At 38.4% G+C, this 17309-nt stretch carries 15 protein-coding genes, 2 tRNA genes and 1 pseudogene; 11 read left to right on the forward strand and 7 right to left on the reverse strand.

All coding sequences use genetic code 11. The annotated features are described in order from the left end of the window. The 5 genes and pseudogenes from HMPREF1505_RS13015 to HMPREF1505_RS10855 form a co-directional block, all read left to right on the forward strand. Nucleotides 1-242 (forward strand): annotated as a pseudogene (locus tag HMPREF1505_RS13015) (hypothetical protein); the annotation flags it as partial. Nucleotides 243-940: 698 nt separating this feature from the next. Then, the gene (locus HMPREF1505_RS10840; protein WP_036925309.1) at nucleotides 941-4261 is read left to right on the forward strand and encodes a DUF2723 domain-containing protein; all 3321 of its coding nucleotides are present in this window, start codon (nucleotides 941-943) and stop codon (nucleotides 4259-4261) included. A 206-nt stretch (nucleotides 4262-4467) separates the two neighbouring features. Further along, nucleotides 4468-5100, forward strand: coding sequence for a polysaccharide deacetylase family protein (locus tag HMPREF1505_RS10845; RefSeq protein WP_036925311.1), 633 nt, complete (start codon nucleotides 4468-4470; stop codon nucleotides 5098-5100). 112 nt (nucleotides 5101-5212) lie between these two features. Continuing rightward, nucleotides 5213-6205 (forward strand): tRNA epoxyqueuosine(34) reductase QueG, encoded by a 993-nt coding sequence (gene queG / locus HMPREF1505_RS10850; RefSeq protein ID WP_051412369.1) that lies wholly within the window; start codon nucleotides 5213-5215, stop codon nucleotides 6203-6205. A 465-nt stretch (nucleotides 6206-6670) separates the two neighbouring features. Then, on the forward strand, nucleotides 6671-6994 hold the full coding sequence (locus HMPREF1505_RS10855) for a cupin domain-containing protein (RefSeq protein ID WP_004360870.1): 324 nt from the start codon (nucleotides 6671-6673) through the stop codon (nucleotides 6992-6994). Between the two features lie 360 nt (nucleotides 6995-7354). On the opposite strand, the gene HMPREF1505_RS10860 is transcribed toward HMPREF1505_RS10855, so the two are convergent. Next, nucleotides 7355-7735 (reverse strand): hypothetical protein, encoded by a 381-nt coding sequence (locus HMPREF1505_RS10860; RefSeq protein ID WP_013264595.1) that lies wholly within the window; start codon nucleotides 7733-7735, stop codon nucleotides 7355-7357. 196 nt (nucleotides 7736-7931) lie between these two features. On the opposite strand from HMPREF1505_RS10860, the gene glyA reads away from it, so the two are divergent. Beyond that, nucleotides 7932-9212 (forward strand): serine hydroxymethyltransferase, encoded by a 1281-nt coding sequence (gene glyA / locus HMPREF1505_RS10865; RefSeq protein WP_036925313.1) that lies wholly within the window; start codon nucleotides 7932-7934, stop codon nucleotides 9210-9212. 403 nt (nucleotides 9213-9615) lie between these two features. On the opposite strand, the gene HMPREF1505_RS10870 is transcribed toward glyA, so the two are convergent. Continuing rightward, on the reverse strand, nucleotides 9616-10917 hold the full coding sequence (locus HMPREF1505_RS10870; protein ID WP_036925314.1) for a M64 family metallopeptidase: 1302 nt from the start codon (nucleotides 10915-10917) through the stop codon (nucleotides 9616-9618). A gap of 449 nt (nucleotides 10918-11366) precedes the next feature. On the opposite strand from HMPREF1505_RS10870, the gene HMPREF1505_RS10875 reads away from it, so the two are divergent. Both HMPREF1505_RS10875 and HMPREF1505_RS10880 read left to right on the forward strand, forming a co-directional pair. Next, nucleotides 11367-11442, forward strand: a tRNA-Thr gene (locus tag HMPREF1505_RS10875). Nucleotides 11443-11445: 3 nt separating this feature from the next. Further along, nucleotides 11446-11516 (forward strand) — tRNA-Gly (locus tag HMPREF1505_RS10880). A 126-nt stretch (nucleotides 11517-11642) separates the two neighbouring features. On the opposite strand, the gene HMPREF1505_RS10885 is transcribed toward HMPREF1505_RS10880, so the two are convergent. Further along, a complete protein-coding gene (locus HMPREF1505_RS10885; protein WP_081722956.1) occupies nucleotides 11643-12101 on the reverse strand; it encodes a hypothetical protein in 459 nt (152 codons plus the stop codon). Between the two features lie 266 nt (nucleotides 12102-12367). Here HMPREF1505_RS10885 and HMPREF1505_RS10890 point away from each other — a divergent pair, with 266 nt between their 5' ends. Then, nucleotides 12368-12598, forward strand: a complete 231-nt coding sequence (locus HMPREF1505_RS10890) for a YecH family metal-binding protein (RefSeq protein WP_004360865.1) — start codon at nucleotides 12368-12370, stop codon at nucleotides 12596-12598. A gap of 64 nt (nucleotides 12599-12662) precedes the next feature. After that, nucleotides 12663-12962 (forward strand): hypothetical protein, encoded by a 300-nt coding sequence (locus HMPREF1505_RS10895; protein ID WP_013264228.1) that lies wholly within the window; start codon nucleotides 12663-12665, stop codon nucleotides 12960-12962. A gap of 180 nt (nucleotides 12963-13142) precedes the next feature. On the opposite strand, the gene rny is transcribed toward HMPREF1505_RS10895, so the two are convergent. The 4 genes from rny to HMPREF1505_RS10915 form a co-directional block, all read right to left on the reverse strand. Continuing rightward, nucleotides 13143-14684 (reverse strand): ribonuclease Y, encoded by a 1542-nt coding sequence (rny, locus tag HMPREF1505_RS10900; RefSeq protein ID WP_004360863.1) that lies wholly within the window; start codon nucleotides 14682-14684, stop codon nucleotides 13143-13145. Between the two features lie 37 nt (nucleotides 14685-14721). Beyond that, a complete protein-coding gene (locus tag HMPREF1505_RS10905; RefSeq protein ID WP_036925316.1) occupies nucleotides 14722-15012 on the reverse strand; it encodes a cell division protein ZapA in 291 nt (96 codons plus the stop codon). 11 nt (nucleotides 15013-15023) lie between these two features. Next, entirely contained in the window at nucleotides 15024-15317 is a 294-nt protein-coding gene (locus tag HMPREF1505_RS10910; protein WP_036861252.1) for a hypothetical protein, read from the reverse strand. Nucleotides 15318-15383: 66 nt separating this feature from the next. After that, nucleotides 15384-16016 (reverse strand): hypothetical protein, encoded by a 633-nt coding sequence (locus HMPREF1505_RS10915; RefSeq protein WP_004360860.1) that lies wholly within the window; start codon nucleotides 16014-16016, stop codon nucleotides 15384-15386. A 369-nt stretch (nucleotides 16017-16385) separates the two neighbouring features. Here HMPREF1505_RS10915 and rfbA point away from each other — a divergent pair, with 369 nt between their 5' ends. Beyond that, nucleotides 16386-17276, forward strand: coding sequence for a glucose-1-phosphate thymidylyltransferase RfbA (gene rfbA / locus HMPREF1505_RS10920; RefSeq protein WP_036861248.1), 891 nt, complete (start codon nucleotides 16386-16388; stop codon nucleotides 17274-17276). Nucleotides 17277-17309 lie beyond the last annotated feature (33 nt).

Below are 17309 nucleotides of genomic sequence, written 5' to 3' on the forward strand. Positions count from 1 at the left end.
TCCAAACTTTTGAGTGTTAAAACTCGAATGAGTGATGATTTATTTCATCTTTTTGACAAGTTTGGCAATGGTCACTTGTTATCTCGCCTTTTATTATAGATGACACCATGCTTGGGGAGAATAGCGTGAGAATGCAGGGTATTAGTCGTGGTTTCAATCATGTAAGAGGTAGATGTGTATTGGGCTACAAACTGCTACTTCGTGCATCCTTTGACAGCAAGACAACCATACCCTTTGTTTTTTTTATCATTCCAGTCCAATTTGACAACTTATAGCTAAGTGAAAAGTACTCCATCCCATTGGTGTTAGTACTTCGCACCAATGGTGCTTACCAACAGCACAATATGTGCTAAGCAACACTACAAGTATTTTAAAGTTTCTATATGCAAAGTTATATCAAGATGAAAAAGAATGAATATTCATATCAAACTTTCGAATAGTTTAATCATCATTCTTAAACACAATCATTTACGTTTCCCTAAAACTTATTGGTATATCCATATTAACCGAATGCACTTTAATGCGCCCAACTTCAGTATTCAGAGAACAAAGTATTTCTCTAAAATAATTTTGCTGTCACTACTGTCATCCAAAATCATCATATAACATATTAGTTTACAGTGGTATTACATGAAATGTTAAAAGTGACAGCAACTTAAAATAAAAAATACTCTTGTAATAAGATGTGTAAAATAATCCTTCTATTCGAGTGTAAAACTTCAAAAAACACATTTACATAATCCTACCTTTATGCTTTAACCCAAGCAAATAAAGTCAATTCCAAACGTTAGTCATGTTCTTTTCATCACATTTTATTATAATTTCTCCACTCTCTTTATGTTGTTTTGATTAATATTATTATCTTTGCAGTGATTATTTCGAAATAAATATCTCTGCTTATCCGAGAAAGATGAGCAGACAGTAAATTCTAATCGTATAAATGAAACAATTCAGACTGGTGGACAACATCGTCGGATGGCTTGCATTCTTTATTGCAGCCTTCGTCTACTGTTCCACAATTGAACCGACAGCCAGTTTCTGGGACTGTCCCGAATTCATTACAACAGGCTATAAACTGGAGATTGGACACCCTCCTGGGGCACCATTCTTTATGCTTACAGCCAATCTTTTCTCACATTTTGCAAGCGACCCAACAGAGGTAGCACGTATGGTTAACACCATGAGCGCATTGCTTTCTGCAACGTGTATCATGTTCCTTTTCTGGACCATTACCCACCTCTCACGTAGACTGATTGTGCGTGATGGTGAAGCTCCTTCACTTGCAAAAACTATCGCCATCGAAGGTGCAGGCCTTGTTGGTGCACTGATTTATACTTTCAGTGACACTTTCTGGTTCTCAGCAGTTGAGGGCGAGGTATATGCCTATTCATCAGCGTTTACAGCTGTTGTTTTCTGGCTTATATTGAAATGGGAAGATAATGCAGACAAACCTCATTCTGACCGTTGGTTGATACTGATTACCTATATGACTGGTCTGTCAATTGGTGTGCACCTACTCAACCTCCTTTGTATTCCAGCCATTGCACTGGTTTACTATTATAAGAAGGTGCCAGATGCAAACTTGAAGGGTTCACTCTTTGCTTTGCTCCTCTCAGTAGTCCTCGTTGCAGCCGTTCTGTATGGTGTTGTTCCAGGTATTATCACAGTAGGTGGATGGTTTGAGTTGTTCTTCACGAATACACTTGGCATGCCATTCAACACGGGTACCATTATTTATATTGCCTTACTTATTGCTTCCTTCATTTGGGGCATCTATGAGACATATCAGGATAAGAACCCACGCCGTCAGAATATAGCATTCTTGGCAGCACTGGGACTGATTGGTATTCCATTCTATGGCTATGGATGGGCAGCATTCTTTACTGGACTTGTTGTTCTTGCACTCGTTTACGTACTGCTTCAGTGGCAACGTCCATTTAGCAAAGATGGCAAGAAGCAGCGTGTTGCACTTGTTTCTTCACGCATAAAGAATACAGCTTTGCTTTGTATGCTGATGTTGTTTATCGGCTACTCTTCATATGCTGTAATCGTTATACGCTCAACAGCCAATCCACCAATGGACCAGAATTCACCAGAGGATATCTTTACTTTGGGTAGTTATCTGAGTCGTGACCAGTATGGTGACCGTCCATTACTCTACGGACAGGCATACTCAAGTCAACCTGCAGTTGCAGAAGACGGTATGCACTATAAGTTTGATGAAGGTGCTCCGGTCTATGAGCGTAAGGAGAAAGCGTCTAAAGACGAGAAAGACTCTTACTTCATTGTCCGTCATAAAGCAACACAGGTTTTTGAACAGAATATGTTATTCCCACGTATGTACAACCCTGGTTCTGCTGGTCTATACGAACAGTGGATGGGTGGTATTACTGGACATGATGTTGATGGCGTAAAGATGCCTACACAATGGGAAAACTTAAAATTCTTCCTTTCTTACCAGTGTAACTTCATGTACTGGCGTTACTTCATGTGGAACTTTGCAGGACGACAGAACGATATTCAAGGTAATGGTGAACCAGAACATGGTAACTGGATTACAGGTATATCATTCATTGACAATTCACTTTATGGTGACCAAAACTTGTTACCAGATGAGTTGAAAGCAAATAAAGGACACAACGTCTTCTATTGTCTACCATTATTGCTCGGATTAATCGGTCTTTTCTGGCAGGCATGGCGTGGAAAACGTGGTATACAACAGTTCTGGGTCGTATTCTTCTTGTTCTTTATGACTGGTCTTGCCATTGTTATCTACCTGAATCAGACACCAAGTCAGCCACGTGAACGTGACTATGCTTATGCTGCTTCATTCTATGCATACGCTATCTGGTGTGGATTAGGAGTATTGGCACTCTACGACTGGGCACGTAAACTCAAGGTTGCACCAGTATTATCAGCCTCTGTCATCTCACTTGTTTGTCTGCTTGTTCCTATCCAGATGGCATCACAGACATGGGATGACCACGATCGTTCAGGTCGATATACTTGCCGTGACTTTGGTCAGAACTATCTTAATTCATTACAACAGAAGGGTAATCCTATTATCTTTACGAATGGTGACAACGATACCTTCCCACTTTGGTATAACCAAGAGGTTGAGGGAGTACGTACAGATACACGTGTTTGTAACCTTTCTTATCTGCAGACAGACTGGTACATCGATCAGATGCGCCGTCCAGCATACAACTCACCAAGTGTACCTATCTCATGGCCACGCCTTGATTATGTAAGTGGAACAAATGAATATGTACAGATTCAACCAGAATTCAAGGAACAAATACGAGAGTTCTATAAGCAGGATCCTGTTTCAGCAAAGGCACAATTTGGTGACGACCCATTTGAATTAAAGAATATTCTCAAGTATTGGGTACGCTCAAAGAATGCTGACAGCCATGTTATCCCTACTGATACCATCTACATGACTATCGATAAGGAGGCTGTTCGTCGCAGTGGTATGATGCGTCCAGGTGATTCTATTCCAGATCGAATGGTTATCTCATTGGCAGGAAAACAAGCTTTATACAAGAATGACTTGATGATGCTTGAGATGATTGCTAACTGTAACTGGACACGTCCTCTCTATGTAGCTGTAACCGTTGGAGCTGAGAACTTTATGAACTTAGGTGAAAACTTCATTCAAGAAGGTCTCGTAAATCGTATCACTCCATTCTCTACAATGGACAATGCAAATTCTACTGGCATCAATATGCGTAACTTCGATACTGAGAAGACTTATGATGTCATGATGAATCGCTTCAAATGGGGTGGTCTTAGCAAGCCAGGACTTTACATCGATGAAACTGTAGCTCGTATGTGCTATACACATCGTCGTGAGATGGCTGACCTTGCACTTCACCTCATTGCAAAGGGTGAGAAGGCTAAAGCGTTGAAAGTATTACAGAAGGCTGAGAAGGAAATACCAAGCTATAACGTGCCAATTAGCTACATGAGTGGTTCATCAGATATGGCACGTGCATACGCATTACTTGGTCAGAAAGTAAAGGCACGCCAGATGTATGATGATTTGTGGAAGATTTCACTTCAGTATGTAAACTACTATTTGAGTCTTAATCCTCGTCTCTTTAATATGTCTCAGAGTTCATGTAAGATGAATTTCCAGATTATGATGAATCTTGTTAACGAGAATGAGCAAGCTGATCGTGAATGGGCAAACAAACATGCAGCCCAGCTTGACAATCTTTTTGTAAGATTCAAAAATAGAGGTGGTGCATTGATGTAGGATTACTATAATCCTATTAAAGAGATTCAAAACTAAAAGCCAGAATCTGGTTGTCCTTAAAGACAGCCAAACTCTGGCTTTTTGCTTTACACTATCCGCTCTTAGCTCTACACAAACAGGATCTTAGTTGAATAGACGATAATAATATTAAAGTACAAATTCTTTCTCAGTCATTGAGAAAAGAGTTTAGGGATGTATTAAATAATATGCTAATAGAACAACCTGCACGCTGGCTACGTATCTTTTATCCACACGCTCTTTGGCGTATGGACAAGAACGATCACTCCGTTTATCTCACATTTGATGATGGACCAATACCCGAAGCAACACCATTTATTCTCGACATACTTGACCAATTCAATGCAAAGGCAATGTTCTTCATGGTTGCTGACAATGTAAGAAAACATCCAGAAATCTATGAGGAAGTAATACGTCGTGGACATAAAGTAGGAAATCATACTTATCATCATCTTGGTTCTTTCAAACACTGGACACTAACCTATGCTGTAGATGTTACTAAGGCAGATGCGCTTCTCAATACTCCTTATTTCCGTCCACCACACGGATGGTTACGCCATACAGTATATTGGTGGGTAAAACAAAATTATCGTGTTGTTATGTGGGACCTTGTAACACGTGATTATTCTAAATGGTTATCAGCTGCAGATGTTGTAAACAATGTAAAGCGATATGCTCGTAATGGTTCTATCATCACATTTCATGACTCTCTCAAAAGTATTGATAAGCTTCGTACAGCACTCCCAGAATCATTGCAATGGCTTAAAAACCAAGGTTATGAGTTTAAAGTCTTCCCTGATGACCCTGCCGAAACATTTTAATCACCCATACCTCTATGGTATAAAAAATAAAAATATTGTGGTAGTAGTTTATGTTTCTCCTTTAACTATCATCTAATTACCCCCTTTCTATAAGGAAATTTAATCTAATTATATGTCATCAATAGATGCTTTAAGCCCTAACATAAATAAGGAAGATTCAATTGTCGTTCAATCATCAACAATAAAATCTTTAGCACACTCCATGGGATTCTTTGCTTGTGGTATAGCAAAGGCAGCACCTGTTGATGAAGCTGTAGCACTGAAATATCGTAAATGGCTGGAGAATGGTGAAGAAGCTTCAATGGCATATATGACAAATTACTTAGAGAAACGACTTGACCCACGGCTTCTCGTTCCTGGTGTACGGAGTATCGTTTCACTTGCTCTCAACTATACTCCAGCTCAACAGCTACCTAAAGGCGAGTATCAAATAGCAGCATATGCACTTGGTTTAGATTATCATGACCTAATGAAGCAAAAGATGAGGGAATTAGCGATAAAGATAACAGAACGGTGGCAACTCCCCAAACAAGAAGAAGGCGAAGAATCCTCAGTACGTTGCTTCTGTGATACTGCTCCTGTCCTTGAACGTTATTGGGCACAGAAGGCAGGACTTGGATGGGTAGGACGCAATCATCAGCTCATCATTCCTCATGCAGGTTCTATGTTCTTTTTGGGTGAGATTTTCTTACCTTTTGATGTTGATGTATACGATGAAGCGATGTCAAACCGATGTGGAAGTTGCCATCGTTGTATTGATGCCTGCCCTACTCGTGCAATCATCCCTGATGAAGATTTCCATGCCGAACGATGTCTTTCATATCAACTGATTGAAAATCGTGGAGAACTAACTGACGAAGCAAAAAGCCACATGGGTGATACAATATATGGCTGTGATCGATGCCAAACTGCATGCCCTTGGAATCGCTTTGCAACACCTAATACAGAACCAGCTCTCCAACCTAAGCCTGAGCTTCTCAGCATGAGCAAAGAGAAGTGGCACAATCTAACAGTTGAAGATTATCAACGGTTATTTAAAGGATCTGCTGTTAAGCGAGTTAAATACGAGGGTCTGAAAAGAAATATTAAGGTAAAGGAAAAATAAGTAATTCTTTAGATATATGTAGTAACAAAGGCTCTCTAACAAGAGATATTACTATACTTCCTACAAGAATAAGTTTATTTTTAATTTGCTGTCACTTTTAACACTTTCCGTAACTATACTGTAAACTAAGTTGTTAGCCAAAGACCTTGAATGACAGAAGTGACAGCAAAATTAGTTTTAAGGAAAAACATCTTATTATCAGTACTCAGTTGTAAAGTGCATCATCTATCTCAGTACTTTTAAAATTCTTTAGAAGAAGGAGTCAAACACAATTAAGAATCTTATCAATACTCCATTCAAAAAATGAGATGGACCAAATAAGTTACCATTATATCTACCTACAACGCACCATAAACAACTTTAATAGTAACATTTGTTCCCACTTTCTAACTTGGCATCAACTTTGTAGCATTTAATATAGAGAAATAAAACAAAATATTATAAATCAAATAAAGGAGATACAACATGGCTAAAGTAGAAAAAGGAATTGTTTTCACTTCAAACAGTGTGATTGATTATGCAGAAGGTGGCGTAGTAAGTAAAGAATTGGTACACAGTAATGCTGGTAGTGTTACTTTGTTCAGTTTCGATGCTGGTCAAGGACTTTCAGAGCATACCGCACCATTCGATGCTTTCATTCAGGTTGTTGATGGAAAAATGGAATTGACCGTTGAAAACATAAAGCACGTGATTAGTGCTGGCGAAAGTTTCATCATTCCAAGTGGTGCACCTCATTCTGTGAACGCACCTGAGCGATTCAAGATGATTATAACAATGATTAGAGGGTAGGGTTGATAGTTTACCAGTTGACGAGTAAACGAGTTGACGAGTAAACAAGTTGCTTGATAGAATAGTTAATTAGTTGACGAGTTGACAAGTTAACGAGTAAACAAGTTGCTTGATAGAATATAGTTAATTAGTTAACGAGTTTACAAGTTAACAAGATGCTTGATAGAATATAGTTAATTAGTTGACGAGTTAGCAAGTAAACAAGTTACTTAATAATAAGATTTAAAAGGACTAATTAGTTGGTTAATAAAACGAGTTGGCAAGTTGAAATGATTAAAGGGGATTGAATCCTTCTTATCAAACAACTTGTCAACTCGTTTACTTGTTCACTCGTTTACTTATCAAATTATCAACTATCTTCTACTTCACAATAGCTTGATAATCCTTTTCAAATGAACGAGGATGGCGACCTATTAAAACAGTATTCAATAAACAGTTAGCAACCAATTCTTCATTTGTAAGATCAACCTTAGGTTCTTTCTTAACTTCCTTACCAAGAAGAACTTCCCACGGACCATTAAAGTCATGGTCATCTGCTCCATAGAACATCTCGTTAGTATCTGGATCTTCCATTAACTGATAACGAATCTGCTTCTTTGATGCAACAGGATTAAGCGTTAACAATAAATTGTATGCATTACCAAACTGCACACGCAAATGGCGACCTTTAGGAAACATAAGTCCTATCTGTGGATAAATTTCATCAAACTCGTAAGCTTGGAATAACTCTTTTAGCTTCATAGATAATCTTGTAATATATTATCAATTAATACTTTCGACACACCATTGCAATGATGCAGACGAACCATTATAAATGCAAAGTTACATTATTTTTTTGATACACTTGCAAGTTAGAACATTAATTCGTATATTTGCAGCGTATCACTAACCAGGGGGTCATTTACAGAAAATGATTCCCCATAAACATTCAATACACATGAGAAGAGACCAAGAAATTTTTGACCTTATTGAGATGGAACACAAACGCCAGCTCAAAGGTATGGAGCTGATTGCATCAGAGAATTTCGTCAGTGACGAAGTTATGCAAGCCATGGGATCTTACCTAACAAACAAGTATGCTGAAGGTTACCCAGGCAAACGCTATTATGGTGGTTGTCAAGTGGTTGACCAAGTTGAAACACTGGCCATTGAGCGCGTAAAGCAACTCTTTGGTGCTGAATATGCCAATGTGCAGCCTCACTCTGGTGCGCAGGCTAACCAAGCTGTGTTGCTTGCCGTGCTGAAACCAGGCGACACATTTATGGGACTTGACCTTGACCAAGGCGGTCATCTCTCTCATGGTAGTGAAGTAAACACATCTGGTATCCTTTATAACCATGTTGGTTATACATTGAACCGTGAGACTGGTCGTGTTGACTATGACGAGATGGAGCGTCTCGCACGTGAGCACAAGCCAAAGCTTATCATCGGTGGTGGTTCTGCTTACAGCCGTGAGTGGGATTATAAGCGCATGCGCAAGATTGCTGACGAGGTAGGTGCTTTGTTAATGGTTGACATGGCTCATCCTGCTGGTCTTATTGCTGCAGGTTTGCTCGATAACCCTGTAAAATATGCTCATATTGTTACCACAACAACTCATAAGACACTCCGTGGTCCTCGTGGCGGTATTATCCTTATGGGTAAGGACTTCGATAATCCTTGGGGCTTAACAAACAAGAAGGGTGATTTGAAACCAATGTCTATGCTCTTCAATTCTGCTGTATTCCCAGGTAACCAGGGTGGTCCATTGGAACATGTTATTGCAGCTAAAGCTGTTGGCTTTGGTGAGAACCTCCTACCAAGCTGGAAGGAATATGCAACACAGGTGAAGAAGAATGCTTCTGTTCTTGCTCAGGCACTTGTTGAGAAAGGCTTCAGCATTGTTAGCGGTGGCACAGACAACCATTCTATGCTGCTCGACCTACGTCAGAAGTATCCAGACCTTACTGGTAAGGTTGCTGAGAATGCACTTGTTGCTGCTGACATCACCGCCAATAAGAATAAGGTACCATACGATGAGCGTTCTGCGTTCCAGACCAGCGGTTTACGCCTTGGAACAGCTGCAATGACAACACGTGGCTGTAAGGAAGATATGATGTTACTCTGTGCTGACCTTATTGATGAGGTATTGTCAGACCCAGAGAACGAGCAGGTTATCAAGCGTGTACGTGAGAAAGTGAATGAGACGATGAAAGATTATCCTCTCTTCGCTTACTAAACACAAGATTTATAAAAGATATTATACAATAGAGGTGTGCCAATCATTTGGTACACCTCTATTCGTAAAATTACCATATAACGAAATTAGTGTTTTCCAATACCCCACATTATCCATTAGCAATTTACAATATTCAATAAAACGGGTATAATATTCCCTAAATTCCCATCTTCAATCATTGTAGTATTGCTCAACACACATCGTGTTGATGCTCAGCACACATTGTGCTGTTGGTAAACACCAATGGTGCTAAGCGCTAACCACAATACACGATGTAAGCAACTTCTTACATATCAAACGGCTTATGTATTCTCAGAACAATACTGAAGTAATACACAAGCCGTTTTTATGAGTTCATTAATACAATCCAATTCAATGGAATGTAAACTAAACTGACATTCTCCTACTCTCCCGTATAGAACTTGATAAGTTTTGTAAGTCCTAAATTGCAAGCAGGACAGAATTCAGGGTGCATATTTGTACGCATACGACAGTCTGGGTATGCGCGATAAACACCATGCTGAGAATAGCCTGCAGGTTCATAAACGCCCACCTTCCACTTATCATAACGCGCATTGGGTTTATCAAGGTCAGCTGGCTGAGGAGTTGGAATAGGCGTCTTCTTGTTAATAAGATTCTCCCATTTTCCATGGAAGTCAACTAAAGTTGTAAGGTTTGGCTCCCAAGGTTCTACGTCGGTTGGATACATATTAATCTGCTCCTTTTCGTATGCATATTCATCACCCAGACCTGCAAAGGAATGTCCAAACTCATGTACAACAACTGGCTTGAAATAAGGATTACGCACCATTGAAAGGTTATAAGAGTTCAGAATACCACCGCCGCCATACTTCTCTGTATTTACAAGTACGATGATATGCTCATAAGGTGTACCAGCCAACCAGTCATGTAAATCCTTTAGATGTAATGTTGTCAGATAACGGTCACTGTAGAATGTATCAAAATGCGAGTGAAGGGCTGTATTTTTCCAAATACCCTTTGATGGTTCAGACGTACCACTCTCCATAGATGGTGACTTAACAGCTACAACATTAAAGCGTTGACGTAGTGATTTAAATGGCTCATGTGCAAAAAGGGCTTCATTAGCAGTACGACAATCTTCTATAAAGTTTGCCATCTCCGCCTCTGTATATCCCTCTGCAACATAAGCAATGTGAATACAACGTGTCGTGTCTGCAGCCTTCTGTAATGTTTCGTAAGGTGTTACAGAACGTTCACCAATATGACGAATGAGAATATCCTTTGGATTAACAGTATGACTCATAGATACTGTTACCTCACGACGGTTGTTCCTTAGTTCAACTGTTATATCTACAGAATCCTTTGGGAAAGGAACGAGAAAGACATTTTCAAATGCTTTACCAGAAGGTTTCTTTGCCTCATCATACGTTAACCATTCCTGAAAAAGTGTTGAGAATGAATTTCGATAAATAACCTTTTGTGTACGATGGTCACGAACAATAACTTGACCATTTCCTTCGACAGGCACCTCAGCCAATCGTTCATGCTTACCATACCATCGTGGTATGCGTGACAACTCGTCTACAGCAATGGCCTGATGCTTAGCATTACCTGAAAAAATGTAATCAAGACGAAGTGTTGCATCCTCAAAGTAATGATTAAAATCCTGTGCTGCAGCAGTTAGTGTGACAGCCAAGAACAAGAGCGTGATAATTTTTTTCATAAGGTTATAATGAATTAGGTTTCTACATTATGATCTATTACATCAATCATGAACAGGCATTTGAATAGCTTTACGCCTATTCTCAATTAGATAAATATCATACCATATATTATCGAATACAAAGTTATCAATAATAATGAAAAAGTCAAAACGAAATACCATAAATCACAACTGAAAAACACATAAATTATAAAACAATAAACAACAAAAAACCGTCTCAGCCAGAATAAAGTCTGCATTTAACCCAAATCGTTCATTAGCCACAAAATGTATAGTTCTTATTACTATGGTATGTTACCTAATAAGCGATTTGGCTTTAAAAACTAATAATATAATTTACTATCCTTATAACCTAAATATATATCGCTTAACTACAAAACTAATAACAAAAACATAAATCAAAAATTTGGCTGTTTGTTTTTTTTAATGTAACTTTGCAACGCAATACCGCCGATATGGCTCAGTTGGTAGAGCAACGCATTCGTAATGCGTAGGTCCCCGGTTCGAGTCCGGGTATCGGCTCCATTTGCGGAATTAGCACATCGGTAGTGCACGGGCTTCCCAAGCCTGGGAGGCGGGTTCGATTCCCGTATTCCGCTCACCGGTTATTAGATATAAAAATAAGGACAGCTTTCTTAAGTTGTCCTTATTTATTATTATAAGATTCAGAAGCAGATAAACCTTGATTTTTGGTTAAAACATGCTGCTTCCATTAGACACTACTACTAATCCCAACCTTTAATTTCTACAATATTATAATCAACATATTTCTTATCAACGACGATAATGAAAAATGGTTGTGTAAAGTAGGTTTGTGCCTTTCCTTGTTCTAACTTGTATTGCAATTCAAGATGCTTCTTCTTTAAAGTCAATGAAAGAGGTGCCAAGTCTGTCTTCCGATTTGTTTGCGGGAGAATATAAGCAATTGCAAAGTTCTTATTAAAATCAATCTTGGTTGGTTCACCGCCCTTACCCATAAAAGCTGCCTCACCAAACTCTTTTACAAGAGTCTCCTGTGAGGTAATCTTCTTTATTATCGGTTTGGTCTCATTACCAATATGAAAATAATTACGAGCTTCTGTATAACTTACAATATTAGATTTCTCCACCCCCATTTTAGAAGTACCACATGAAGACAACAACAACATTGTAGCTGCAAAAGCAAGCAAAAGTTTCTTCATCATAAAATAATTACTATCAAATATTTTTATAAACACTATACTTCTCTAAGTGAATATGAAAGAGTCACTTAAGTAGTTTTTACATCAACTGTGACTGACATTTTACCAATAATATCTGTCAGCAAAGACAAAAGTAATTAAATTATGTCATATTATCACTTTTAAGCAATTAAAATTAGTTAATTTAACACATGGCACATCTTTTGCTTATATAAGATTGTGCAAAGAATGATTCAATGCACGAATTTATTAACAAAATAGAATAAAATATGGCACATGGACATGATGTACTCCATATGATGGAGGGTAATAGTTATGAAACAAAAGAAGATTTAGTAAAGGCAATTATAGAGCACTTCGGTGAAGAGGAGCGTTTTCATACTTGTTCTGTAGACGGAATGAACGCTGAGGAATTAGTAGATTTCTTGACAGAACGTGGTAAATTTATGCCTGCTAAAGGGGGATTCACTGTTGATACAACTAAGATTTGTAATCACTAAGACAGTGAAAAATTGAGGTAAAAAACATAATAAACTTTAGAGTTGAATCTAAAAACATTTGATTATGATTAAAATATATGGAATGAATACTTGTCCAGACTGTATTGCAGTTGACAAGCACGTAGAAGGTGACAACCGTTACGAGGTAATTGAAATTGGTTCACATATTAAGTATTTGAAGGAATTCCTTCGTCTTCGTGATAACAACGCTGTATTTGACGAGGCAAAGAAGCACGGCTATGCTGGCGTACCTTGTTTTGTACTTGAAGATGGTACAGTAACACTGTCACCTGAAGAAGCAGGTATCAACCTTAACGATGCCCCTGCAGCAGCTTCTTGCCGACTTGATGGTTCTGGCTGCTAACAAAATAGATAGAATAAAATTAAAGCCCTCGACAATTCGTGGAAATAACTTCATGAATTACGAGGGCTTTCTCTATTCATATATATTACTGACATATATCAGAATTACTAATGAACTTGCAAAATTAAAAAGCACCCCATATAGGAGTGCTTTCTATAATAATTCAAATAAAATCAAACTTTACTTTGCATAAGCAACAGAACGAATCTCACGAATAACCGTAATCTTAACCTGTCCTGGATAGGTCATTTCATTCTGTATCTTCTCTGCAATCTCAGAACTGAGCTTCTCGCTTTCTGCATCATCCATCTTATCAGCACCAACGATTACACGGAGTTCGCGACCAGCCTGAATAGCATAAGTCTTTGTTACACCTGGATAACTCATTGCAATCGCTTCAAGATCGTTCAGACGCTTGATATAAGCTTCCACAATCTCACGACGAGCACCTGGACGAGCACCAGAGATGGCATCACATACCTGAACGATTGGTGCAAGAAGTGTAGTCATCTCAACCTCATCGTGGTGAGCTGCAATGGCATTGCAAATATCTGGTTTCTCCTTATACTTCTCAGCAATCTTACCTCCATAAAGAGCATGTGGTAAATCAGTCTCTTCGTCTGGTACCTTACCGATATCATGCAATAAGCCTGCACGCTTTGCCTTCTTTGGATTCAAACCTAACTCACTTGCCATAACAGCACAAAGATTTGCTGTTTCACGGGCATGCTGCAAAAGGTTCTGACCATATGAAGAACGATATTTCATCTTACCAACAATACGAATCAACTCTGGATGAAGACCATGAATTCCAAGGTCAATAGCTGTACGCTTACCTGTTTCAATGATCTCATTATCAAGCTGTTTCTTAACCTTAGCAACAACTTCTTCGATACGTGCTGGGTGAATTCGTCCATCAGCAACAAGCTGATGAAGTGCCAAACGACAAATCTCACGACGAACAGGATCAAAAGCTGAAATAACAATAGCTTCTGGAGTATCATCAACAACAATCTCAACACCTGTTGCAGCCTCCAAAGCGCGGATATTACGACCTTCACGACCAATAATACGTCCCTTCACCTCATCACTATCAATATGGAAAACACTTACTGAATTCTCAATAGCTGTTTCGGTTGCAACACGCTGGATGGTCTGGATGACTATTCTCTTAGCCTGCTGATTAGCATTAAGCTTTGCTTCATCAACAATCTCATTAATATATGAGGCAGCGTCAAGCTTTGCTTGATCCTTCAAGCTTTCAATCAAACGCTTCTTAGCTTCTTCAGAACTAAGACCAGAGAGTTCCTCGAGTTTCATTCGCTCCTGCTCCTGCATCTTCTCAAGATCCTGCTGCTTAATCTGCAGTAGCTTCTTCTCATTATCAACACGCTGCTGCTGCTGATCAACATCCTGCTTACGACGATTAATCTCTTCTTGACGTTGATTCAATGCAACCTCACGCTGCTTCAAGCGATTCTCACCCTGCTGAATCTTCAATGTGCGCTGTTGAACCTCTTTCTCGAGTTCACTTTTCTTATTAAGAAACTTCTCCTTAACTTCAAGAAGTTTCTTTTCTTTAATTACCTCTGCAGCTTTCTCTGCTTTATCCATTGTATCTTTGTATTTTCCAGTTAAGATATAACGGAAAATAGCAAATCCACCAGCACATCCTGCTGAAAGGCATACCACAGCTATTATAACTGTTACTATTGGACTCATTGATTCTTTTTATGATTTAAATTAAATATTCTCACTATTACTTCAGTGCATCTTCAATTTCTGAAGTGAGTTTACTGAGAATATCATTGAATGGAGCAGTATCATTACGTACACCTTCTTTCTTATATCGCAATGCAATATCCAACATAGCCATATATATAATATCCTTACCCCCCTTCTTACCCTTAAAAAGAGTTGAATAAGTATTAATTGTGTCGGTAATAAGCTTGGCTGCCGAACGATAATACTCCTCATCCTCTCGTGGAACGTTTACGGAGAGTTCTGCATCATAGACATGCAATCTTATATGTAACTTATCGTCTGCCATTATATTCTGTTTTATTTCTCACTTAGAAGTGTAATACACTTATTTACATCTCGGATAAGTTTGGCAACACGCTTTTGTGCAGTTTCCATATCACCATCCGTAACTTCAAGCATTTTAGCCATCTTCAACGAGTTATAATCAGCTTCTGCTTGAGATAACTCACCCTGCAGTTGCTTTATCTCCTGTTCACGTTGGTCGACAAGCGCATATAACTCGTCATTTTCCTTCTTCAGTGCTTCATACTGAAGAATCATCTGACGAACACGCGTCGCAAACGTATTCAGAATCTTCTCATTTGCATTCATAGCTAATCTATTCGTTTTGGCTACAAAATTACATTAAAGTTTCTATTTAAGCAAATATATGCTTAATTATTTTGACTCTGCCTCTTCTGCAGGTTTAGGTTCCTTCTTAGCAAGTGAAACTACTTGATAAACGAAGTCTGTAGTCCATTTACGACTAAATCCAAGACGCTGATTATATTGGCGAACTGACATAACAGCCTTAATAACACCTGGATCAGAGAAACTATTCTTATCGTATATATCATTTACAGTCTTCTCCGTCATCGTATAGATAGCTTTCTTGAAAAAGCCAGGAACCCGCAACTTAAACTTCATCAAATTACCCACAAGCATCATCAAATCTTGTGTGAAACCTTGGAACTGATAAAGATAAGGCTGGATATCCTGCATCTTCTTACAATTCTTTTTAATGCTTGCATCTATTTCATCAAAGAAGTTATCATCAACATTATAAATATTTTTCATAGTCTTTCGCACACTTGCTTTTTCGCCAGGTCCCAACTTATTATTCAACGTAGGGACACGAAAAGTCTGCTTGTAGGTACGTAAATCTGGAAGCATTGCTAAATTATTGATACCCAAACGAGTTGCAAGCACTGCTTGAAAATAAACTCGAACAAGTGTCATATAGTCCTCCATACCACCAGTCTTTGACTGTGTAGCATCATTCTTCCCAAAGAGTTTTGATAAGAATCCCATATCTTTTGTTTAAAGTTTTAAAGTTATTAAGATGAACTTTTAATTTTTACTCGATTGCAAAGTTAATAAAAAAACATGAAATTCACCTATTAAGTAAATGATTTCTCATTTTCACAGCTTTTAATTAAATTAAATTTATTACCTTTGCAATCAAGATAGCAATATTGCAAATGAAAGCGTGTAACGACAAATACTTAACGAAAGGATTGGTTGTCCTCAATGACTTGTTCATATTGAGTACAGCCCTATTACCACCCATATTTGCACTTAAAGCACATATGGTAGGATACGACTATAGGTATTTAGCGTTAAAGCATATAAAGATAAACAATAACTACTAATTTAAAACAGATATCAAACCATACTATTATGAAAGGAATAGTTCTCGCTGGCGGTTCAGGCACACGCCTCTACCCTATCACAAAAGGAATAAGCAAGCAGCTTATACCAATTTACGATAAACCAATGATTTACTATCCAGTATCAGTTTTGATGCTGGCTGGAATTAAAGAGATTCTAATCATCTCTACCCCATTTGACTTACCAGGCTTTAAACGTCTTTTAGGAGATGGAAGTAGCTTTGGAGTACGCTTTGAATACGCAGAACAACCTTCACCAGATGGCCTTGCACAAGCATTTATCATAGGCGAGAAGTTTATTGGCAATGATTCTGTTTGCTTGGTTTTGGGAGATAATATTTTCTATGGAGCAGGCTTCAGTTCATTATTACAAAATAGCGTACAAATGGCTGAAAAAGAGAACAAAGCTACAGTATTTGGCTATTATGTAAATGATCCTGAGAGATATGGTGTTGCTGAGTTTGATAAAACTGGAAAATGTCTTAGCATAGAAGAAAAGCCCGAACATCCAAAGAGTAACTACGCTGTTGTAGGACTTTACTTCTACCCTAATAGTGTTGTTGAGATTGCGAAGAATATTAAACCATCTCCACGAGGAGAGTTAGAGATTACAACTGTCAATCAGTGCTATCTTAAAGAAGATAATTTAATGGTACAGACTCTACAACGTGGTTTTGCATGGCTTGACACTGGTACACATGACAGTTTGTCGGAGGCAAGTACTTTCATTGAATGTATCGAGAAACGACAAGGACTTAAGGTTGCATGCTTGGAAGAAATAGCATACAAAAAAGGCTGGATAACCACAGAAAAGCTTCGAGAAGAAGCACAACCAATGATTAAGAACAACTATGGTAAATATCTCCTTCAGCTTGCTGAGGAGAAGAGTAACCCAAAATAAATTCCTTACTGAATAATAAGAAAAGTAATAAAT

It is taken from the genome of Prevotella sp. ICM33, from assembly GCF_000517825.1.
Lineage (GTDB): Bacteria > Bacteroidota > Bacteroidia > Bacteroidales > Bacteroidaceae > Prevotella > Prevotella melaninogenica.

Coding starts and splice junctions, on each gene's coding strand:
- HMPREF1505_RS10840 (WP_036925309.1), top strand. CDS start 941: ATGAAACAATTCAGACTGGTGGACAACATCGTCGGATGGCTTGCATTC.
- HMPREF1505_RS10845 (WP_036925311.1), top strand. CDS start 4,468: ATGCTAATAGAACAACCTGCACGCTGGCTACGTATCTTTTATCCACAC.
- queG (WP_051412369.1), top strand. CDS start 5,213: ATGTCATCAATAGATGCTTTAAGCCCTAACATAAATAAGGAAGATTCA.
- HMPREF1505_RS10855 (WP_004360870.1), top strand. CDS start 6,671: ATGGCTAAAGTAGAAAAAGGAATTGTTTTCACTTCAAACAGTGTGATT.
- HMPREF1505_RS10860 (WP_013264595.1), bottom strand. CDS start 7,735: ATGAAGCTAAAAGAGTTATTCCAAGCTTACGAGTTTGATGAAATTTAT.
- glyA (WP_036925313.1), top strand. CDS start 7,932: ATGAGAAGAGACCAAGAAATTTTTGACCTTATTGAGATGGAACACAAA.
- HMPREF1505_RS10870 (WP_036925314.1), bottom strand. CDS start 10,917: ATGAAAAAAATTATCACGCTCTTGTTCTTGGCTGTCACACTAACTGCT.
- HMPREF1505_RS10885 (WP_081722956.1), bottom strand. CDS start 12,101: ATGATGAAGAAACTTTTGCTTGCTTTTGCAGCTACAATGTTGTTGTTG.
- HMPREF1505_RS10890 (WP_004360865.1), top strand. CDS start 12,368: ATGGCACATGGACATGATGTACTCCATATGATGGAGGGTAATAGTTAT.
- HMPREF1505_RS10895 (WP_013264228.1), top strand. CDS start 12,663: ATGATTAAAATATATGGAATGAATACTTGTCCAGACTGTATTGCAGTT.
- rny (WP_004360863.1), bottom strand. CDS start 14,684: ATGAGTCCAATAGTAACAGTTATAATAGCTGTGGTATGCCTTTCAGCA.
- HMPREF1505_RS10905 (WP_036925316.1), bottom strand. CDS start 15,012: ATGGCAGACGATAAGTTACATATAAGATTGCATGTCTATGATGCAGAA.
- HMPREF1505_RS10910 (WP_036861252.1), bottom strand. CDS start 15,317: ATGAATGCAAATGAGAAGATTCTGAATACGTTTGCGACGCGTGTTCGT.
- HMPREF1505_RS10915 (WP_004360860.1), bottom strand. CDS start 16,016: ATGGGATTCTTATCAAAACTCTTTGGGAAGAATGATGCTACACAGTCA.
- rfbA (WP_036861248.1), top strand. CDS start 16,386: ATGAAAGGAATAGTTCTCGCTGGCGGTTCAGGCACACGCCTCTACCCT.